Here is a 17,114-nt window from a genome sequence, read left to right as displayed (position 1 = left end):
CCCATCAATGGCCAAGTTATCAAAATAGGGTAACCTATAAAAATGATCACTATGGCATAGTCTCTATTAAGTTATCACAATGATCTAATCTCTTTTATTGCCTATACCCAAACCAGTTGAAGAGGTAGGATCCAGCTGACTTGGGTATAATGGCTAATCTTTAAATTTACGGGTATACGCTTGCTGATACACACTCATCACTTTTGTCGCAGTATCAAAAGGCGTTTTCGGATCGCTGATTTTCGCCTCTTTGATAATGGCGCTGTACTCATCTTGCATCATAGGATTGCCTAACCATTTAGCATAGGCACTCGCCATCACGGTCGTCTTAATGATGTTTTGATTACGGATCAAATCCGTTTGATCTTGCGCCGTATTAGCCACCGTCTGTGCTAAGGCTGCGCCTGCGGCCTCATGAGGATTAATACCAATATCAAAATCCGATGATCCGGTTGGTTTTTTAATATCCATTCTCGCTCCTTGTTATCCCTAATGGTGCAGCCACTTTTTTATTGCTAAGTTGTCAAGACTGCTGTTGACGACGTTTTATCACTGGATGATGACGCCGTCGACTCGGCTTGCTTTTTAGCTTGTTGCATACTGGTTTTAACTTGAAATAGCCATACCAGTAATTGATTAATATCCCCTAACGCAAATTCAGCATCAAGATGTTGATTACTCATATCAACCAACATCGCGGGTGTATTAATGGTCACATTTAAGCTAATCCGGTTCTGATTTTTATTGAAACAAAACGCCCACGTATTCCCACTCGAAGTATCCTCTTTGAGCGGATTAAATATGCCGCTCACACAACTCGATACCCCTATATTGGTATTGTCTAAATCGCTCATTTTTATCACTCCTTGCATTCAAGCATTAAATCAGCTGCCTAATATTTTTTCGCAGGCTGCCACCATGGCTGAATTCCCTAAATTTTGAGAAGCATATTGATTAGATGTATTATTTAACATGCTCAATGATAACGCATTCACTAAGCCACCTAATGACAACGTCCGCAAGGTCGCAGCACTTTGTTCTTGCACTTCATCATTAATGGCTTTCGAAGCAGCGATATATTTATTTTCATCTTGGCTCATCTTGATCCCTTACTTTTAATCCTTTAATGAGATGCAGACAGTCACTAAACCGGTGCATACTGCACTGCATCTCCAATGACCTGTTAATTAGTTAAGACTATTTATTCGCTGAATATAACTTGGTGATCCCTAACGTCGTCGCCGCCTGATAAGTGACATTGGCTTGTTGCTGGGCATAAACAGCATTAGCGGCCGCCATCGCCACTGAATTACCAATGGTCTGATATAAACTGCCCATCGCCATCGCTGGTGCTTCAGCAAGGACTTTCGTATTGGCAATGGTGACCGAATCAATCACTGCACCATTCACCGCTTCAGGTTGTGCCATAATACCTCTCCAATAATCATACTGTTAAAAATAAATACTTGAATTTCAATTAGTATCATTTATTTTGCTCAAACATTTTCGTTATGCCAAGTGTGGTTGCTGCCTGGCAAGTTACATGCGCTTGTTGCTGAGCATAAACGGCATTAGCAGCTGCCATCGCCACTGAATTCCCCACAGTTTGATATAAACTGCCCATTGCCATGGCGGGCGCTTCTGCCAAGACTTTGGTATTAGTTGCTGATACTGCGTCAATAATGGCGCCATTGACGACCTCAGGTTGTTTTGGATCTGACATATTTATTCTCCTATAAGGTTATACATTTATCGTTCGTTGTGATCTGAAATATCCTTAGGTGATCTTCATCATCTCCTAAGGGCTCACAGTCGAATAAGCCTTTGGCTTATTCGGCCCCCCGCCCTCCTGAAACAACATGACCCAGCAGGTTGGGAGGGATACCCAAATATTCAAAACCAATCGATTTTAAACACCTGAAATAAAAATAAGGATACCTTATTGACTCAAGGTAGAGTTAAACGCATATTTATCATTAAACACGCTTTCAACAACATCCTTATTATAAAACAAATGACATCCGAGAGGATGGCATAATATATTCACTCGCTTGTTTCCTTATAACGTTAAATCCAAAGTCACTGAATACTTTCTCTATATTAGGGTTGTACACATCAACAATAATTTCTTTATATTGATTATTTTTAGCATAAATGGTTAGCTTTGACATTAATGTTATCAACAAAGAATGATATTGATTACAAGCCAAATTAAAATCAAATTTAAAAGCTATACATTTCGTAGTCTCGCCACTATCTAATTTAAGATCACCACCATAAATAGTAAAGCGTAAATACAAAATATAGATCTTATCATTACTCATAAAAATAACGATTTCAGAAATGAGATTTTTTTTACTCCGATCTATTTCATCCTTAAAAACTTGTTCCCATGTTATTTTACCGCCATTCATATAATTAACCATACCACAAGCATTAGCCACTCCTAATGTATTAATTATAGAATAAATTGAACTCGATTTATTATTTTTTAATATTATAGAATCAACTAATATATTCACCATAGAATAAAAAGCTAAAGGTAAGTCTTTTTCTAATAAGGTTACATCCTTATTTTTAGTACAATGAAAATGACCGTCGTATTCATCAGTTAACAGCTCTACGGGTAAAAAATAATCTTTTAACATAACAATCCAATAGACTTATTATACAAATGAGCACGAAATACTCACACTAAGTGGCATTAAACATATCATTAATTGAGCTAAGATCAGCATCCTCACCAAGTCTACTTCCTTTTGTACTTACGGGTTCTTCTTGGGAGGATTCCGGTTCATTAAAAAGGTTTTCTTGCTCACCAAATAAACTATTTGCTTGCATAAAAAAAGACTCATCCGATATTTTAGGAATATGACTCCCCTTCAACTCTCCCCAATTAATCACTTGAGGAATGTTAAGCGGGGCTCCTTCAAAACCTTCTATTCCGCATGATGTTATCGCCTCATTAATTAACGACATCGATTGTTCGTAGAGTAACTCTGCTGAGATAGGGGCCTTCACATCATTCGCTTTACTCATAAGGTTCTCCTTACATAAAATTAGTCGGCATTAAGCCCGTTCAAAAAACGGTAAAGAACAAACTAAAAACAGACTAGCAAAAAGCATATATTTTCTTTATGCCAAGCACTAACACCGCTTGCTGATTAATGTTCATCTGTTGCTGTGCAAACACATTATTCATTGCCGCCATCCCCATGGAATTAGACATATTCATGTACATACTCCCCATGGCCATGGCGGGTGCCATACTGACATTCATCGCATTAATGAGTGCGATAGAATCCATAACTTTGCTTATTGTGGACATTATTGCCTCCTGTCTATTCACCGTGTCGCATCATATTGGCTAAATCTATCGCGCGTTGACCCACTTGCTGTGCCCATTTTGAATGCAGCATTTCATCGGCAGCAACTGAATAATTTTCTGATGCAACAGCTTGCAACATATTCTTAAATTTAAGTAATCCAGCCATGCCTAAGTTAAATGCCATATCACAAAGTACGACTTTCCTTATATCATCTACTTCGCGAATAAAATGGATATTGTTAGTTATTTGTGATTCAACGGCCTCAATATCATTATCGAGCAAATACAGTGCTTCTTCTGTCGTTATCCCTCCTTGACATAATTGCTTAATACGATGTTCGTCATTAGCAATTTCTATTGCTAGCATCCGTATTTCAGACATATTAAGATTATTTTTGAGCAATCCATCAACACAGTGATTATTAGTAATGAAACATTCAACTTCTTTTATTGACAATCCCTGAGCATCAAGATTTCGTCCGACACCGATCGTATTTTTCCCCACTGAACATTTGTATATTTTACATACCAAACCTTCATGCTTTATTAATAGTTTTTTCAATAAAGCTTTATACTTTGGACTCAATAAACTCATTATTTTCTCCTCTTTCACGTCCATCACAGTTTAATAATGTTGTCTAATTTCATATCTAACATAAAACTGTGTTTTAATTTTTGGACATACAATGCAACTTTGGCTTTTCCTTGATCTTGCGTTAAGACACCAATATGCCCTCCAAGGGGACCGAATAATATTTTAACCTTATCCCCTTTAACTAACCCATCTGCAATTTTTATTTGATTAAAATTATCAACAATTGATTTCATCAAACGAATGTCGGTATCTGGGATAATCGCCACCTGATGACCAAAACTGACATATTGTAAGAAGCCCGGAAGACATTTTACTTCATGGTATTCATCGGTACTTTGACGTACAAACAGATATGACTTAAATATCGGTTTGACTATTTCTTTTTTTCTATCACTCCATTGACGGATAGAGCGCTCTAAAGGTAAATAAGCTTCTATTCCTAACGCTGTTACCTTTTTATAAAGTTTTTCCTCTGCATTTACGGCTGTATAAATAACATACCATTGTTTCTCCATTCATTCTCCGCGCTCTATTTAATATACAAGGTAAGCTCCGCCATAACAGTCCCATAATGCTCTGAATGAATGATCAATTGGCAAGCAGTCATTATTTAAGTAAATAACAATATAAACTACAATTAAATATAATCGATATAAATTAAAAAACATTTCTATACGTAACATTATTTTACTTAACCGTAAGTATACTTCTTTGCTCTCTTGGTGATAAATTAAAACACTTTTTATATAATGTTGAGAAGTTCGCAGCATTATTATAACCCACTTCAAGTGATACTTGTTGAATTGACATTCTAGTGCTAATTAAATAATATTTTGCCAGCATCATCCTTTCTTTCCTTAGCCACTCAAATACACTATTATTTAGTACCAATTTAAATGATGCAGATAATTTACTCCGATTGGTTCCCATTTCTCTTGCCACGCCATCTAAGCAAAATTTCATATCAATATTATCAATTAAATATTGACATGTTTTCTTAACGAGTACTTTCTCAGCACTTTCAAAATTAGCGTTATGAATATATCCTGACATTTTGTTCATTTCAATTGCAAGGTTACAATCATTACCATCACCCTTATTATAAAAATACCTCATCCCACTATCAATACGATATATAAACTCCTTATCATTAATGGGGTTTAATATATAGTCTTGAATGCCTTTATGATATAAATCACTACGGGCATAGTCATCGTTAATAATAACTAATATTGGCACTGACATATTTTTAGTAACATGGTTTAATAGGTGATCAATATCCGAAACGGGATTAATCAAGTCAAAAACAATCAGATATTGACTGTCATTTCCCACATCCGCATCCAATTGATAGCTAACTTTATACCCCGAACAATGAAGATAATATGAACATTTTTCATTCGTTATATTATTATTCCCTAGCAAAATTATTTCTTCCTTCGCTATACTCATATACTTCCCTTACATCGATATCAACGTTTATTTTGGTTGAATATTAGTAATCAGCTCACAAATTAACGCTGTATTACAATCAATTCATCTATTAGCGTAAATGATACCTTTGTAGGCGTAAATGATGATAAAAATGGACTGCAAATGTTAACAAAATATATATTTAATGTAAAATTAATAGAGAATTTATTGAAGTCGTAAAAATAAAAGCGTCAATACCATTGACGGGCAGGTAATCAATCTTATCAATGTAATGCTGAATTTATAACCGCTGACAATATGTTTCTTTAACACACCAAGCAATAATCAACGCCACTATAAACGCCATCGGCATTAGCCACATACTCCAAAAAAAATCAACATACTGATAAGCCTCCCCCGTATGACTTTTACTCTGACTGAGTGGTTGACTTGTTTTAATCAGCCAACCAAAAACAGGCTGCATAAACCCACCGGCCATGATGATAACACTTGATAATCCTTGAGCTCTCGCCGTTAACATTGATGAAAGATTGATCAGGCAGGTATAAAGTCCAGCGAACCTGTTTGGTTTATTCTTAACCACCGTCCTAATGGCTGTCCAAAAACGCATTTCCGATCCCATAACTCTTTGTTCAAGCTGAACCGGATAATCATGGGGATAGATAAACAACCAGATACCCCCCCTCCTAAGCCCAAATTGCACAGTAATGTCTGCTGCCAACCTAACGTATTCATCAACCATACAAAAGGAGCTTGAGCCAAAACCCCACCTAACATCGCAATGGTGACACATAGTCCCATAACGACTGCCATATGCGGTGTGGTAAACCAGCGGGAGGCTAATTTAACGCACGACACTATAGCAAAAGAGGCCATCATTCCCACAACAAAACGCGCTATGGCCGCTATCCAAAAATGGCTTGTAAAGCTAAATATGGCGGTGGCAATCACACAGAAGACAGTAGCCAACAACAATAAAATCCGTACAGAAAAGCGATCGAGTAATATTCCTGCCGGAAAAAGAAAAATAACCGTGCCATAAAAATACATGGCTGATAAGTTTCCCAGCTGCTGGGGACTCAGATTGAAATAAACCATGAGCTCGGGCGCCATTTCATTGAACATGTTCATTTGAATAAAAATATAGAAAAAACAAGATATCAAAAAGGCGCCGCAGCGCCTTTTTATCAATATATACCCGTGATACTTCAAGATGCCGGATTCAGCTGGAATTAAAAGCCTTGTAGGCAAGGCTTTGAGCAGATGACCTAGTAATTCTAAGTTAATGCTCAATAACACAGCGTAAAAGGCGTTTAAACCTGCCTATTAGGAGCCATTAAAACCAACCACTTCTGTGTTGCATGCTTTTAAAAGGTGCCTACATTCCCGCAATCATGCGCCTTAAATTGATTGGTTTTACTGGCTCTGAAAACATGCATCTTGAAGTATCACGGGTATAGACCTATTCTTGCGCTAATTCCTTTTCAAGCTGTTTCGCTACTCGCTCCGGAGATCCTGAATGGCGAGCCAATATCGAATAAGCAACAGGGATCACAATAAGGGTAAAGAAAGTCGCCAACGTAATACCTGATAACACCACCACACCGATAACAAAACGCGTTTCAGCCCCAGCGCCGACGGCCATCACTAAAGGAACCGCACCAATTGCCGTGGTGATCCCCGTCATTAGAATGGGCCTTAATCGTTGACTGGAGGCTTGAATAATCGCCTCATGAAATGCTAAACCTTTATCCCTAAGTTGATTAATAAATTCAACGATCAAAATACCATTTTTAGCCGCCAATCCCACCAGCATAATAATGCCAATTTGACTGTATATATTAAGACTTTGATCCGTCACCCACAAACCAATTAAGGCGCCTAATGTGGCAAGAGGCACCGTCAGCATGATAACAATCGGATGCACATAACTTTCAAATTGTGCCGCCAGCACTAAGAACACCACTCCTAAGGCTAAAATAAACACAAAGTACATTGAATTACCCGACTCTTTATAATCCAATGATTGCCCTTTATAACTTATCACCGCCTCTGCGGGTAAATACACCCGTGCAATTTCATTAAGATCTTCCAGCGCTTCACCTAAGCTGTAACCATCAGCTAAGTTCGCTTCTAGGGTAATCGACCGCATACGATTATAACGATTGAGTGCACTAGCATCGGCAAATTCTTCTACTGACACTAAATTTGATAATGGGATCAGCTCTTGGGTTCGATCTGAACGCACATAGATATTTTCCAAATCTTGCGCGGTATTTTGCGTCTCTCGTACCCCTTCGATAATGACATCATATTCTCGTCCATCTCGCATAAAAGTAGTGACCAAACGCGATCCTAACATCGACTCTAAGGTACGGCCAATATGGGAAATCGACACCCCTAATGCAGCGGCTCTATCTTTATCAATAATTACCCGTAATTGCGGTTTAGTTTCCTTATAATCATCATCCAGCCCGACTAAATTAGGATACTCTTTCGCCTTTTCGAACATAATATCACGCCAATGTGCCAACTCTTCATAGCTGGTACCGCCCAATACAAATTGTACCGGTTTTCCCACTCCTCGGCCAAAGGCCTGGCGAGTCACCGGAAATGCCCTAACGCCAGCCAAATCAGATAATCTAGCGCGAATGTCATCGATGATCTCACCCACTCCGCGTCGTTGCCCCCAATCCTCCAGTACAATAATGGCCATACCATTGGAGAAATTGGCACTGGTTCCGAATGAGCGCGGCGCCCGAATAAGTAAACGTTTCACTTCTCCCGCCTCAACCAAAGGCATTAGACGCGTTTCAATTTCATCCATATAAGATTCAATGTATTCAAAGCTAGCTCCCTCAGGACCGTTCACAATTAAAAATAACGAGCCTCTATCTTCTCTTGGGGCAAATTCTTGTGGAATTATCGTCATTAAATAACCACTACACACCAGCGCGATAAACACCATGGACGTGATAATATAAGGGTGCTTCATCGAATAAGCTAAGCTTTTTCGATAGCGAGACGACAATTTGTCCATTCCGGCATCTATTTTTTGAACCAACCAAGGTGATTCGTTGTTGGGCTTGAGTAATTTAGAACACATCATAGGGCTTAGCGTTAATGCCACTATACTGGAGAAAATCACCGCAGCGCTCATCGCCACCGCAAACTCTTTAAATAACTTGCCTAAGTCTCCTTCTAAAAATGTAATGGGCATAAACACCGATACGAGTACCAGAGTCGTTGCAACAATGGCGAAACCCACTTCACGGCCGCCTAAAAAAGCCGCTTTCAATGGCGAATCACCTTCCTCAATCCGCCGATGAACATTCTCTAGCATCACAATCGCATCATCAACCACCATGCCAATGGCTAAAATCATCGCCAGTAATGTGAGTAAATTAATCGTAAAGCCTAGACTATACAGCACGATAAAGGTGGCCATTAACGACACGGGCACGGTTAAGGCCGGGATCAACATCGCCCTGACACTGCCCAAAAATAAATAAATCACAATGATCACCAAAAACATGGCGATAAAAAGTGTTTGATACACTTCTTTGACAGAGGCTTCAATAAATACTGAACTATCATACGAGCGTTTAATCGACATGCCTGCAGGTAATGTGGGATTGATTTCATCGACGAGTGCATTTGCCGCTCTTGCTACCGATAAGGTATTCGCTGTCGATTGTTTTGAGATCCCAAGACCAATCATGGCCTCACGATTACCCCGAAAGATAATCCGCTCTTCTTCAGAGCCAATCTCCACTTTTGCCACATCCCCAAGCTTCACTAAATATCCATCTTCTCCTTCTTTAAGCACTAAATTGGCAAAATCATCGGCGGTTTTAAAACTGCGCTCCAAGCGCACCGTAAAATGCCTATCTTTTGACTCAATACTGCCCGCTGGAAGCTCCACATTTTCTTCACGTAAGGCAGACTCAATATCCGCCACGGTTAAATTGCGAGCCGCTAATGCCTGTCTGTCGATCCAAATGCGCATGGCATAAACCTTTCCCCCTCCTAAGCGAAGATTGGCAACACCGTCTAGTACAGCAAAACGATCCACTAAATACCGTCTAGCATAATCCGTCAATTGTAAGGTATTCATTTGATCTGAGACCAAATTTAGCCACATAATCACTTCATCCCCACCATTAGCTTTTTCAACTTCTGGAGGATCGGACTCTTCTGGCAAATTATTTAATAAACCCGAAATTCTGTCTCGCAAATCATTCGCTGCCGCTTCAATATCACGATCCACCGCAAATTCAATGGTAATGTCAGAACGCCCATCACGACTGGATGAATTAATGTTGCGTATGCCTTCAACACCACTGATTCTATCTTCAATCAGCTGGGTAATACGACTCTCAACGACTGAGGCTGATGCGCCACGATAATTGGTCTGAATAGACACAATCGGCGGATCAATATCAGGGTATTCTCTAAGCGGAAGCTTATCAAATGCCACTAAACCAAAAACAATCAATAAAATACTGATAACTGAAGCGAATACCGGCCGCTTAACCGAAAGATCTGTTAATATCATGCGATGGGCTCAACCTTAGCTTGCTCTAAAAAGCTAAAATTCTCACTCAACGAAACGCTGACCTTGTCACCTGGCCTGACTTTTAATATACCACGGACGATGACTTGTTGATCTAATTGAATACCATCGACTATTTCGACCCAACCGCGTTTACGGATCCCTAATGTCACCAACTGACGGCTGACCACGCCTTCACTGTCGACCACATAAACATAATGCCTTTCTTGAATGGGAATAATCGCCGACTCAGGTAAAATGAGTGCCTCTCGACTCGATTTTATCAACTTAACCGTCATCAACATACCCGGTAGCAGGCGACCCTCTGGATTAGGAATGTCGGTTCTGACGATCACGGCGCGCGTTGCAGGATTCACTCGACTATCAATCGATGCCACCTTACCAATAAACTGTTCATCATCAAAAGCGACAGCCTTGGCTTCGACTTTATTGCCCACTTTAATCGCTTGTAAAAAACGCTCTGGCACAGAAAAATCCAATTTAATCACCGATATATCATCTAATGTGGTAATTTCATCGCCGGGAGACACTAACGCGCCGAGACTCACTTGACGTAGGCCTAACACGCCAGCAAAAGGCGCTTTTATTTTTCTATCGGCTAACGCCGCATCGGCTTCTAATAATTGCGCATTGGCGGTATCGATGGCGGTTTGTAATCTATCTCGCTCAGACACGGCTACTGTTTGAGAGGTCACTAGCTCACGGATCCTCTCAAGTTCACGAATATGATCGTGTAATTGCACCTTAGCTATCGTCACCTGTGCTGCTTGAGCTCTATCGTGAAGCTGAATAAGAAGTTGACCTTTTTTGACTTTGTCACCATCACTAAAATTAACTTTTGTCACGACATCACTGACTTTTGAGGTCACGATAATCGATTCGTTTGCTTGAGTGGTCCCTAAGGCCTCAACTTCTTCTCGTATTGGGCCCATCGTTACTTTGGCAACAACAACATTCACCATCGGTCTCGCATTAGCTTGCGTTAGCTGCTCTTCCTTCAAAAAATGATAACCTAAGGCGGTTAACACCAATACAAAAATAACCAGTATTTTTTTCATTACCTTCCCAAACAACCTTTTTTAGTATTCTTTTAGTTTACCTTTATAACCCAATCAAACAATACCTTTTACTTTTGGTTACAATTTAAAGAGCTACCGCTCTATTTGTTGGAGCCGATATTTATTCTCTCCAAATAAAAACCCCCAGATTTTATCAAAAAATCTGGGGGTTTTTATTTTTAATAAGCTAAGACTAAACAATCCTCAATGACACTGAACAAAAACATGGGTTGTTTTTTGAGTCAACGCATTGTCATGTAATCCTCTCACATAATAAGGTGACTGGAATGTCACCACACTGATCCGCTTTAAAACTCATCAAGTGTCTGTTAGTTTGCGCAGCAACTTTACTTGGACGTCTTGATATCGCGACAACTTTTTCATCATCCGTGTTGGCATTAGTGACTAAATAAAACAAGCTGCCTCGGGTAAATATCGATGAGGTTAAACCAATAGCCATTTGTATTTGCTGCCCATTCAATCGTTAACGTTGACGCTCTCGCCTTCGTATCGATTTAACTTGTGCCTATTTTTCTCAATAGGGTTCAAATCTGGGCTATAAGGAGGTAAAAATTCAACTATACAATCATATTTTTTTATCGATTCAATAATATCATTACGCTTATGAAAGCTAGCATTATCCATCACAATGATAGATTGGACAGAGACTTTGGGCAGTAAACCTTGTATTAACTAAGCATAAAAGACATCAGCATTAATATTGCCAGAAAATAGACTTAGCGTCAGAAAGGTCATATTGACTATCGCACCAATGACATTAATACGGCCTTTAGCCTGCCAATCATGCTTGCCATAACATCGTAACCCTTTTAGGGCATAGCCATGTGTACGGAGCATCGATTGAGCAAAGCCACTTTCATCAAGGTAAACAATGTCCTTTCCTTCTTCTTGATATTTTTGTATTTTCAGAATAAAGGTTTGTCGAGCGATTTCATCCGCTTTGGGGTGTTTAAGGGCTTTTTTTTATAGGTGATATTTTTCTTTATAGGCCAAAATGCGTTGGCGAAAATCGAGACTGTATGGCATCGACTACATTATGCCATATTATTATTTAGCTATATTCCATCACTGTTGTCTTAATCCTCCACTTTAAAATAGCGGAAAACAATATCATAACTAAAGTCGGTGGTTTTAACCTTAAGAGAGGACTAATAAATATTTTTGGGGATCTATTATGCGATTGAAATCAGTAACGGACCCATTCAGAGCGACACTCACTTTGCCATTTAAGGTGTAGGCTGATGGAGGGAGTGGCTTTCTCTGTACGCAAGACACTGAAAGAGGTTTACTGGATCATGTCCGCTTTTATCGCGAGTATAGTGCCTACGATCAGGGCAGACGACTTAAATAGAATACGGTTCAGCCCGAACTGACATCCAGAGAACGGGCTTGGCTACGACAACTTAAGCGCTTCATTCTAATGTACATTATATCCTCGCACGTGCCTGCGTTACCGTAATGAGTATCTAGCATAAATCCATCTGCTTGAGCACAAGCTAGGTATACCTGAAGCAATAAGCCACTCTCCTCAATGATCAGGGCTAAATGCAACCGCACAGTAATCATTCTTATCGCAGGTAACGGTAGTGAGTATGATGCCAGAAAAATCATATGTTTCCACTTCATAATCAGCCAATTCTATCAGTGTCTCATATATAGTGTCTGATAATTCCACTTCGATAAGGCTTAGACCACGCCCTGTAGAGGTACCATCTGCTTTATGGATCCTGACATTGTAACGACATTGTACTATCTTTCTGCCATCCTTGCGGTGCATGTTCACCCATGTCTGAGCAGAAGATAATACATCGAGATCGGTAATAGCGTAGTTTAGCTCACTCGTTAACCCATCTTGAAACAGATTAAGAGGCACTTTTCTACCGTCTGCTAAGCGACCTTGAGCAGAAGACCGCATAAACTGCCCATACTCAATATGGCGATTTAAAATATCGACTTCAATGTCTTCAGGCTCTGGGCAATAGGTGGCACTGTATATTTCCGATATGTGCTGTGCCTGTAATGGCCCTGCCGTGATATTTGTGTTTGAATAAATATCTTGTGCCATTTGAAAACCATGCACTTCTGAACCCGGTAGTGTCCATGTTAACAACTCATTGCTAAATAAGTATAACTCCCCTTTGTTCATAACAAATTGCGTCGATGATAAGGTAGGGATAGACAGGCCATGACCTTCAACAACCGATCCGCTCAGATTTTCCATCTCGATATTCACTGCTCTACCCCGCTCTTCCGTTTTCATGTCATCGGGGCCAATATGATAAAGCTTCAGATCAAAATCGGTATTGTGCGGCAGCACCCCTTTAGCTGACTGCATGGCAAGTCTTCCTCCCATGCCTCCAGTTACAGCACCAACTACAGCGGCAATAGCAATATCGGTTTTATTAAATGAAAAATCACTATAGCTCCCCTGATGCATTGCTACTTGCGCAACAGCTTCCACTACCCCTCCTAAAACAAGGCCCAGTAACCCAAACTCACCATCCGGATCCACGTATTTGTAGGGGTTATTATTGGCATAGCTCGCTATTAGAAAATTAGTCGATTAAAGCTGTGACTGCTTTGGGAAAAACCAACTGGATCATTAGTGTAAAAACGGCCAATAAGCGGGTCACTTTTTTACCAACAAAAAAGCGGGCTTGCATGTAGGTTAAGTCCTTAATAAAACCACCGCTAAAAAGCAGTGGTTTTGTATGAATCGAAAGTAAGATTAACTATGTGAGTTGTAGCTAATTTATTTTTCGTAGGTTATTAGGACGTTTGCAACGTGGACATAATACTCTTCGCTTAGTTAACCACGCCCAAAGTAAATTATTCCAACGGGTTGCTTGTCCTCCTTCACGAAATGAGATTAATTGTTTCTGGCAATGTTCACAAAAAATTAAACGACTAGCTATATAAAATGAAACAACACATCCTCCAATTATAATAAAAAGATAATCAACTAGACCATTTGCTTTTTGCTTTTGTAGTATACCAAATTCAACCCCAAGCACTGAAGAAAATAACGTAAGTACACTCAAGAAACACAGTAAACCTGACAAAACAAAAACCAGTAAAAAACTACCTCTAAACATAAAATACTATCCTATTCACTTACTGACTGTTGGACTTGAGGCGCTCTAATCTCAGTTACCATTTTTTGCGCTAACCCGTTCCATTCTTTTCCTACCGTTTCCCCAATAGCGGTACCAACACCTTCACTAACAGCCATTATTGATGTTCCTATCACTTTATTAGGTTGAGTATTCTTATAAAAGTTACCAATTACATCTGGACGAGACCTCGGGGCAAAGGCACTAATTCCTTTTGCACTAATGGAGGCCACCCCTCCTAATCCTGAACTTATTGCAGCGATGATATCTAAATTATCAAATGCCCCCGCACCATGATATTTATTACTCATCATTTGACCAGCGATACTCGCAAGTGTATTAGTTGCAAATGCTCCTACTATATTGGGCAAAAAGACACCAACTGCACCACCTGCAGCAGCTCCAATAGCAGCCCCTTCCATAGCTCCGTCCCAGCCATTTTGATAATAACCTGTTATAGCGCCACCAATACTACCTGCTACTGCGCCTAAGACCCCCGTATAAATCCCAAACTCACCATCCGGATCCACGTATTTGTAGGGGTTATTATTGGCATAGCTAGCTATTAGAAAATTAGTCGATTAAAGCTGTGACTGCTACCGGCAAAGCCAACCGGATCGTTACTGTAAAAACCGCGCTATCAAGGGATCCCTTTTGATAAACAGAGTGGCGGGCCTGCATGTAAGTTAAGCCTAAATCCTTATCATGCAAGATGGTGGGTATAGCCAATGCCTGATCAATCGCAAATTTAATGAAATATTTCCATGCCCCTCCACTCTTTCTCATTATGACTCTCAGCCCTTTCAACACCACTCGACTTAAGTAAAAATTTGAACCTGTTCAAACAATAAAAAACCACCGCAAAAATTCGGTGGTTTTGGTGAAAAATGGATAACTAAAGATTAAACGTCAATCAAAACGGTTTATGTCTTATCTTCCAGTAAAAACGCATACAAATTAGTAATGTTAGAACTTGGGCTATTAAAAATGAATAAAAAATCCCTTCCCACCTAAATAAGCCATTGCCAAAAAAGTAATTCTTAAGTGCAAGAATAAAAATAACTAATATAAACATAACCTCTATAAACAGACACAATAATAGTACATCTTTATGTTTACCTTTTAACTTAACCTTTTTTCTAATCACTAAGCACCTTTTGAGACGTATTCAAAGAAAGATCAGCAGAAATTGCACCTGCTTGTTGAAATACTGAAGTGCTTGCTTCAGCAGTTTTACCAACAAAGGCTTTTTCAGTACTAGAGGCAATACTGGCATTAAATGAGCCAAAGCCTCTTTCGAGAGTTCTTGCAGTATTGGTGGCAATTTTACCACCAACACCCGTACCGAACCCTCCGCCAATCGCAGCATAAATCATTTGTTTTTCAGTAAACTCGGTTCCATTTAATTTACTACTTAACATAGCTCCTGCAACATTTGTAGTCGAACCAACAGACATGGTTGTCACTAGCGCATCTGATGCCCGCATCGCTCCTTTAGCTGACTGCATGGCAAGTCTTCCTCCCATGCCTCCAGTTACAGCACCAACTACAGCGGCAATAGCAATATCGGTTTTATTAAATGAAAAATCACTATAGCTTCCTTGATGAGTTAATACTTGAGCAAAAGCTTCTACTCCTGCACCAATCAACGCACCGACAATCCCAAACTCCCCATCTGGATCCACATATTTATAAGGGTTATTATTGGCATAGCTCGCTATTAGAAAATTAGTCGATTAAAGCTGTGACTGCTACCGGCAAAGCCAACCGGATCATTAGTGTAAAAACGGCCAATAAGCGGGTCACTTTTTTACCAACAAAAAAAGCGGGCTTGCATGTAGGTTAAGTCCTTAATAAAACCACCGCTAAAAAGCAGTGGTTTTTACCTGACTTAATCACTCAGAAACCTAGCTTAATATTATGAACATAAACTAGGCAACGAATTATGGGTGTTTTGGTTAATTTGTTGGTTAATTTTAGACTCCTATTACTCCCATACTGTGTCTACTTCTTCTTCAAAAGCAACTTTCAACGCATCACCACCTATTATAAGCCCTTGTCTAGAAGCATCATAGAATATCCCAAAATCAACCTTACCAGCAACCATATCAGGAATACAATTTTGAATAAACGATTCCAAACCTATCGGTTGTGGTTTTGCTCCCAGATGCTTGTGCTCCTCAAAGCAACATACATCTGCCAAATCAGGATGAGGCCACAAGGGAAAAATTTCACCTCCTTCTGAATCTTTAAAAATCACCCAATTATCTTCACCAACAACCAGCCCCCATACTTGCTCAAAGTCAGCACAATAGCGAATAAAATACTCGAATCGTTGCTCTGGTGACTGCTTGAGTAGATTTTCTATTTGCTTCTCATGCATTTTTTTACACTCTTCATCTTAATACCTATGTCTATGCAATCGAGTCTCAACCTTGTGATCTGCATGATTCTTAAGCTTTGATCCATTGTAACTGTTACCTTTACTTGCTGAAGCATCATGTGGGTGAGCCAATTCATAACCTTTATCTTGAGCTTTTCTCCCTGGCGATTCCCTCCCATTCCTTGGAATACGCAAGCCTGATTTGTTGCCATATTTAATATGACGAGCATCATTTTTTAACCAACCTCTATCAGCTGAACTAGCTTTGGGGTCGTTCATAATTTCTTTCAATCTTTGCTGTTTACCTGAACGCCCACTTCCTTTTGAAACAGCACTTACCGCTTTATACGCTTTTCTGGCTTTATTTATCGTTGCCAAAGGGTTGAGTGCATCAACTGCCGTATCCTTTAAAGCACCAACTACATTAGCTTTGCCCGTTGTTGCATAGTTTAACGCGATATTTAATGCAAAATCCACCGCTAACTTAGGATTATTACCATCCGGATCCACGTATTTGTAGGGATTATTATTGGCATAGGCGTAACGATTAAAGCTGTGACTACTATCCGCAAACCCCACAGGGTCATTGCTATAAAAACGGGCAAT

At 39.7% G+C, this 17,114-nt stretch carries 23 protein-coding genes and 1 pseudogene; all 24 read right to left on the bottom strand.

Annotation, left to right across the window (positions count from 1 at the left end; translation table 11 throughout):
- Window positions 1-153: 153 nt before the first annotated feature.
- Window positions 154-471: a hypothetical protein gene (locus L2764_RS16855; protein WP_248941449.1), complete on the bottom strand. Its 318-nt coding sequence runs from the start codon at window positions 469-471 to the stop codon at window positions 154-156.
- Window positions 472-515: 44 nt separating this feature from the next.
- Window positions 516-854 carry a hypothetical protein gene (locus L2764_RS16850; RefSeq protein WP_248941448.1) on the bottom strand — a complete coding sequence of 113 codons (339 nt, stop codon included), beginning with the start codon at window positions 852-854 and terminating at the stop codon, window positions 516-518.
- 30 nt (window positions 855-884) lie between these two features.
- The gene (locus L2764_RS16845) at window positions 885-1,100 is read right to left on the bottom strand and encodes a hypothetical protein (RefSeq protein WP_248941447.1); all 216 of its coding nucleotides are present in this window, start codon (window positions 1,098-1,100) and stop codon (window positions 885-887) included.
- Between the two features lie 97 nt (window positions 1,101-1,197).
- Window positions 1,198-1,428, bottom strand: coding sequence for a RebB family R body protein (locus L2764_RS16840; RefSeq protein ID WP_248941446.1), 231 nt, complete (start codon window positions 1,426-1,428; stop codon window positions 1,198-1,200).
- A 55-nt stretch (window positions 1,429-1,483) separates the two neighbouring features.
- Window positions 1,484-1,723 carry a RebB family R body protein gene (locus tag L2764_RS16835; protein ID WP_248941445.1) on the bottom strand — a complete coding sequence of 80 codons (240 nt, stop codon included), beginning with the start codon at window positions 1,721-1,723 and terminating at the stop codon, window positions 1,484-1,486.
- A 280-nt stretch (window positions 1,724-2,003) separates the two neighbouring features.
- Complete coding sequence (locus L2764_RS16830) at window positions 2,004-2,648, bottom strand: hypothetical protein (protein WP_248941444.1); 645 nt, start codon at window positions 2,646-2,648, stop codon at window positions 2,004-2,006.
- A 46-nt stretch (window positions 2,649-2,694) separates the two neighbouring features.
- Complete coding sequence (locus L2764_RS16825) at window positions 2,695-3,039, bottom strand: hypothetical protein (protein WP_248941442.1); 345 nt, start codon at window positions 3,037-3,039, stop codon at window positions 2,695-2,697.
- Window positions 3,040-3,112: 73 nt separating this feature from the next.
- A complete protein-coding gene (locus L2764_RS16820; protein ID WP_248941441.1) occupies window positions 3,113-3,328 on the bottom strand; it encodes a RebB family R body protein in 216 nt (71 codons plus the stop codon).
- A gap of 13 nt (window positions 3,329-3,341) precedes the next feature.
- Window positions 3,342-3,923 carry a glycoside hydrolase family protein gene (locus L2764_RS16815; RefSeq protein WP_248941439.1) on the bottom strand — a complete coding sequence of 194 codons (582 nt, stop codon included), beginning with the start codon at window positions 3,921-3,923 and terminating at the stop codon, window positions 3,342-3,344.
- A 23-nt stretch (window positions 3,924-3,946) separates the two neighbouring features.
- Window positions 3,947-4,438 carry a UpxY family transcription antiterminator gene (locus tag L2764_RS16810; protein WP_248941438.1) on the bottom strand — a complete coding sequence of 164 codons (492 nt, stop codon included), beginning with the start codon at window positions 4,436-4,438 and terminating at the stop codon, window positions 3,947-3,949.
- Between the two features lie 172 nt (window positions 4,439-4,610).
- Complete coding sequence (locus tag L2764_RS16805; RefSeq protein WP_248941436.1) at window positions 4,611-5,375, bottom strand: AraC family transcriptional regulator; 765 nt, start codon at window positions 5,373-5,375, stop codon at window positions 4,611-4,613.
- Between the two features lie 262 nt (window positions 5,376-5,637).
- Entirely contained in the window at window positions 5,638-5,877 is a 240-nt protein-coding gene (locus L2764_RS16800) for a hypothetical protein (RefSeq protein ID WP_248941434.1), read from the bottom strand.
- 14 nt (window positions 5,878-5,891) lie between these two features.
- On the bottom strand, window positions 5,892-6,656 hold the full coding sequence (locus L2764_RS16795; RefSeq protein WP_312018364.1) for an MFS transporter: 765 nt from the start codon (window positions 6,654-6,656) through the stop codon (window positions 5,892-5,894).
- Between the two features lie 163 nt (window positions 6,657-6,819).
- Window positions 6,820-9,915: an efflux RND transporter permease subunit gene (locus tag L2764_RS16790; protein ID WP_248941432.1), complete on the bottom strand. Its 3,096-nt coding sequence runs from the start codon at window positions 9,913-9,915 to the stop codon at window positions 6,820-6,822.
- Entirely contained in the window at window positions 9,912-10,991 is a 1,080-nt protein-coding gene (locus tag L2764_RS16785; protein ID WP_248941430.1) for an efflux RND transporter periplasmic adaptor subunit, read from the bottom strand. The genes L2764_RS16790 and L2764_RS16785 overlap by 4 nt, the downstream gene beginning before the upstream one ends.
- A 253-nt stretch (window positions 10,992-11,244) precedes the next feature.
- Entirely contained in the window at window positions 11,245-11,451 is a 207-nt protein-coding gene (locus tag L2764_RS16780; RefSeq protein ID WP_248941428.1) for a hypothetical protein, read from the bottom strand.
- A 17-nt stretch (window positions 11,452-11,468) separates the two neighbouring features.
- A pseudogene (locus L2764_RS16775) lies at window positions 11,469-11,885 on the bottom strand (IS630 family transposase).
- Between the two features lie 655 nt (window positions 11,886-12,540).
- Window positions 12,541-13,473 carry a hypothetical protein gene (locus tag L2764_RS16770; protein ID WP_248941426.1) on the bottom strand — a complete coding sequence of 311 codons (933 nt, stop codon included), beginning with the start codon at window positions 13,471-13,473 and terminating at the stop codon, window positions 12,541-12,543.
- Window positions 13,474-13,759: 286 nt separating this feature from the next.
- Complete coding sequence (locus L2764_RS16765) at window positions 13,760-14,107, bottom strand: hypothetical protein (protein ID WP_248941424.1); 348 nt, start codon at window positions 14,105-14,107, stop codon at window positions 13,760-13,762.
- 11 nt (window positions 14,108-14,118) lie between these two features.
- A complete protein-coding gene (locus tag L2764_RS16760) occupies window positions 14,119-14,655 on the bottom strand; it encodes a hypothetical protein (RefSeq protein WP_248941422.1) in 537 nt (178 codons plus the stop codon).
- A gap of 43 nt (window positions 14,656-14,698) precedes the next feature.
- A complete protein-coding gene (locus tag L2764_RS16755) occupies window positions 14,699-14,911 on the bottom strand; it encodes a hypothetical protein (protein WP_248941421.1) in 213 nt (70 codons plus the stop codon).
- A 353-nt stretch (window positions 14,912-15,264) separates the two neighbouring features.
- The gene (locus L2764_RS16750) at window positions 15,265-15,810 is read right to left on the bottom strand and encodes a hypothetical protein (protein WP_248941420.1); all 546 of its coding nucleotides are present in this window, start codon (window positions 15,808-15,810) and stop codon (window positions 15,265-15,267) included.
- Between the two features lie 302 nt (window positions 15,811-16,112).
- The gene (locus tag L2764_RS16745; protein ID WP_248941419.1) at window positions 16,113-16,508 is read right to left on the bottom strand and encodes a DUF2750 domain-containing protein; all 396 of its coding nucleotides are present in this window, start codon (window positions 16,506-16,508) and stop codon (window positions 16,113-16,115) included.
- An 18-nt stretch (window positions 16,509-16,526) separates the two neighbouring features.
- Window positions 16,527-17,114 (bottom strand): RHS repeat-associated core domain-containing protein (locus L2764_RS16740; protein WP_283107050.1); only part of this gene is annotated, 588 nt, incomplete at its 5' end.

It is taken from the genome of Shewanella surugensis (genome assembly GCF_023284005.1).
In the GTDB taxonomy this organism is placed as follows: Bacteria; Pseudomonadota; Gammaproteobacteria; order Enterobacterales; family Shewanellaceae; genus Shewanella; species Shewanella surugensis.
Note: the sequence above shows the minus strand (reverse complement) of the source record. Positions and strands in the feature narration are given on the sequence as shown.

Bases quoted from the DNA above. Each gene is read 5' to 3' on its own strand.
- L2764_RS16855 (WP_248941449.1), bottom strand. From the start codon at position 471: ATGGATATTAAAAAACCAACCGGATCATCGGATTTTGATATTGGTATT.
- L2764_RS16850 (WP_248941448.1), bottom strand. From the start codon at position 854: ATGAGCGATTTAGACAATACCAATATAGGGGTATCGAGTTGTGTGAGC.
- L2764_RS16845 (WP_248941447.1), bottom strand. From the start codon at position 1,100: ATGAGCCAAGATGAAAATAAATATATCGCTGCTTCGAAAGCCATTAAT.
- L2764_RS16840 (WP_248941446.1), bottom strand. From the start codon at position 1,428: ATGGCACAACCTGAAGCGGTGAATGGTGCAGTGATTGATTCGGTCACC.
- L2764_RS16835 (WP_248941445.1), bottom strand. From the start codon at position 1,723: ATGTCAGATCCAAAACAACCTGAGGTCGTCAATGGCGCCATTATTGAC.
- L2764_RS16830 (WP_248941444.1), bottom strand. From the start codon at position 2,648: ATGTTAAAAGATTATTTTTTACCCGTAGAGCTGTTAACTGATGAATAC.
- L2764_RS16825 (WP_248941442.1), bottom strand. From the start codon at position 3,039: ATGAGTAAAGCGAATGATGTGAAGGCCCCTATCTCAGCAGAGTTACTC.
- L2764_RS16820 (WP_248941441.1), bottom strand. From the start codon at position 3,328: ATGTCCACAATAAGCAAAGTTATGGATTCTATCGCACTCATTAATGCG.
- L2764_RS16815 (WP_248941439.1), bottom strand. From the start codon at position 3,923: ATGAGTTTATTGAGTCCAAAGTATAAAGCTTTATTGAAAAAACTATTA.
- L2764_RS16810 (WP_248941438.1), bottom strand. From the start codon at position 4,438: ATGGAGAAACAATGGTATGTTATTTATACAGCCGTAAATGCAGAGGAA.
- L2764_RS16805 (WP_248941436.1), bottom strand. From the start codon at position 5,375: ATGAGTATAGCGAAGGAAGAAATAATTTTGCTAGGGAATAATAATATA.
- L2764_RS16800 (WP_248941434.1), bottom strand. From the start codon at position 5,877: ATGTTAACGGCGAGAGCTCAAGGATTATCAAGTGTTATCATCATGGCC.
- L2764_RS16790 (WP_248941432.1), bottom strand. From the start codon at position 9,915: ATGATATTAACAGATCTTTCGGTTAAGCGGCCGGTATTCGCTTCAGTT.
- L2764_RS16785 (WP_248941430.1), bottom strand. From the start codon at position 10,991: ATGAAAAAAATACTGGTTATTTTTGTATTGGTGTTAACCGCCTTAGGT.
- L2764_RS16780 (WP_248941428.1), bottom strand. From the start codon at position 11,451: ATGGCTATTGGTTTAACCTCATCGATATTTACCCGAGGCAGCTTGTTT.
- L2764_RS16765 (WP_248941424.1), bottom strand. From the start codon at position 14,107: ATGTTTAGAGGTAGTTTTTTACTGGTTTTTGTTTTGTCAGGTTTACTG.
- L2764_RS16755 (WP_248941421.1), bottom strand. From the start codon at position 14,911: ATGAGAAAGAGTGGAGGGGCATGGAAATATTTCATTAAATTTGCGATT.
- L2764_RS16745 (WP_248941419.1), bottom strand. From the start codon at position 16,508: ATGCATGAGAAGCAAATAGAAAATCTACTCAAGCAGTCACCAGAGCAA.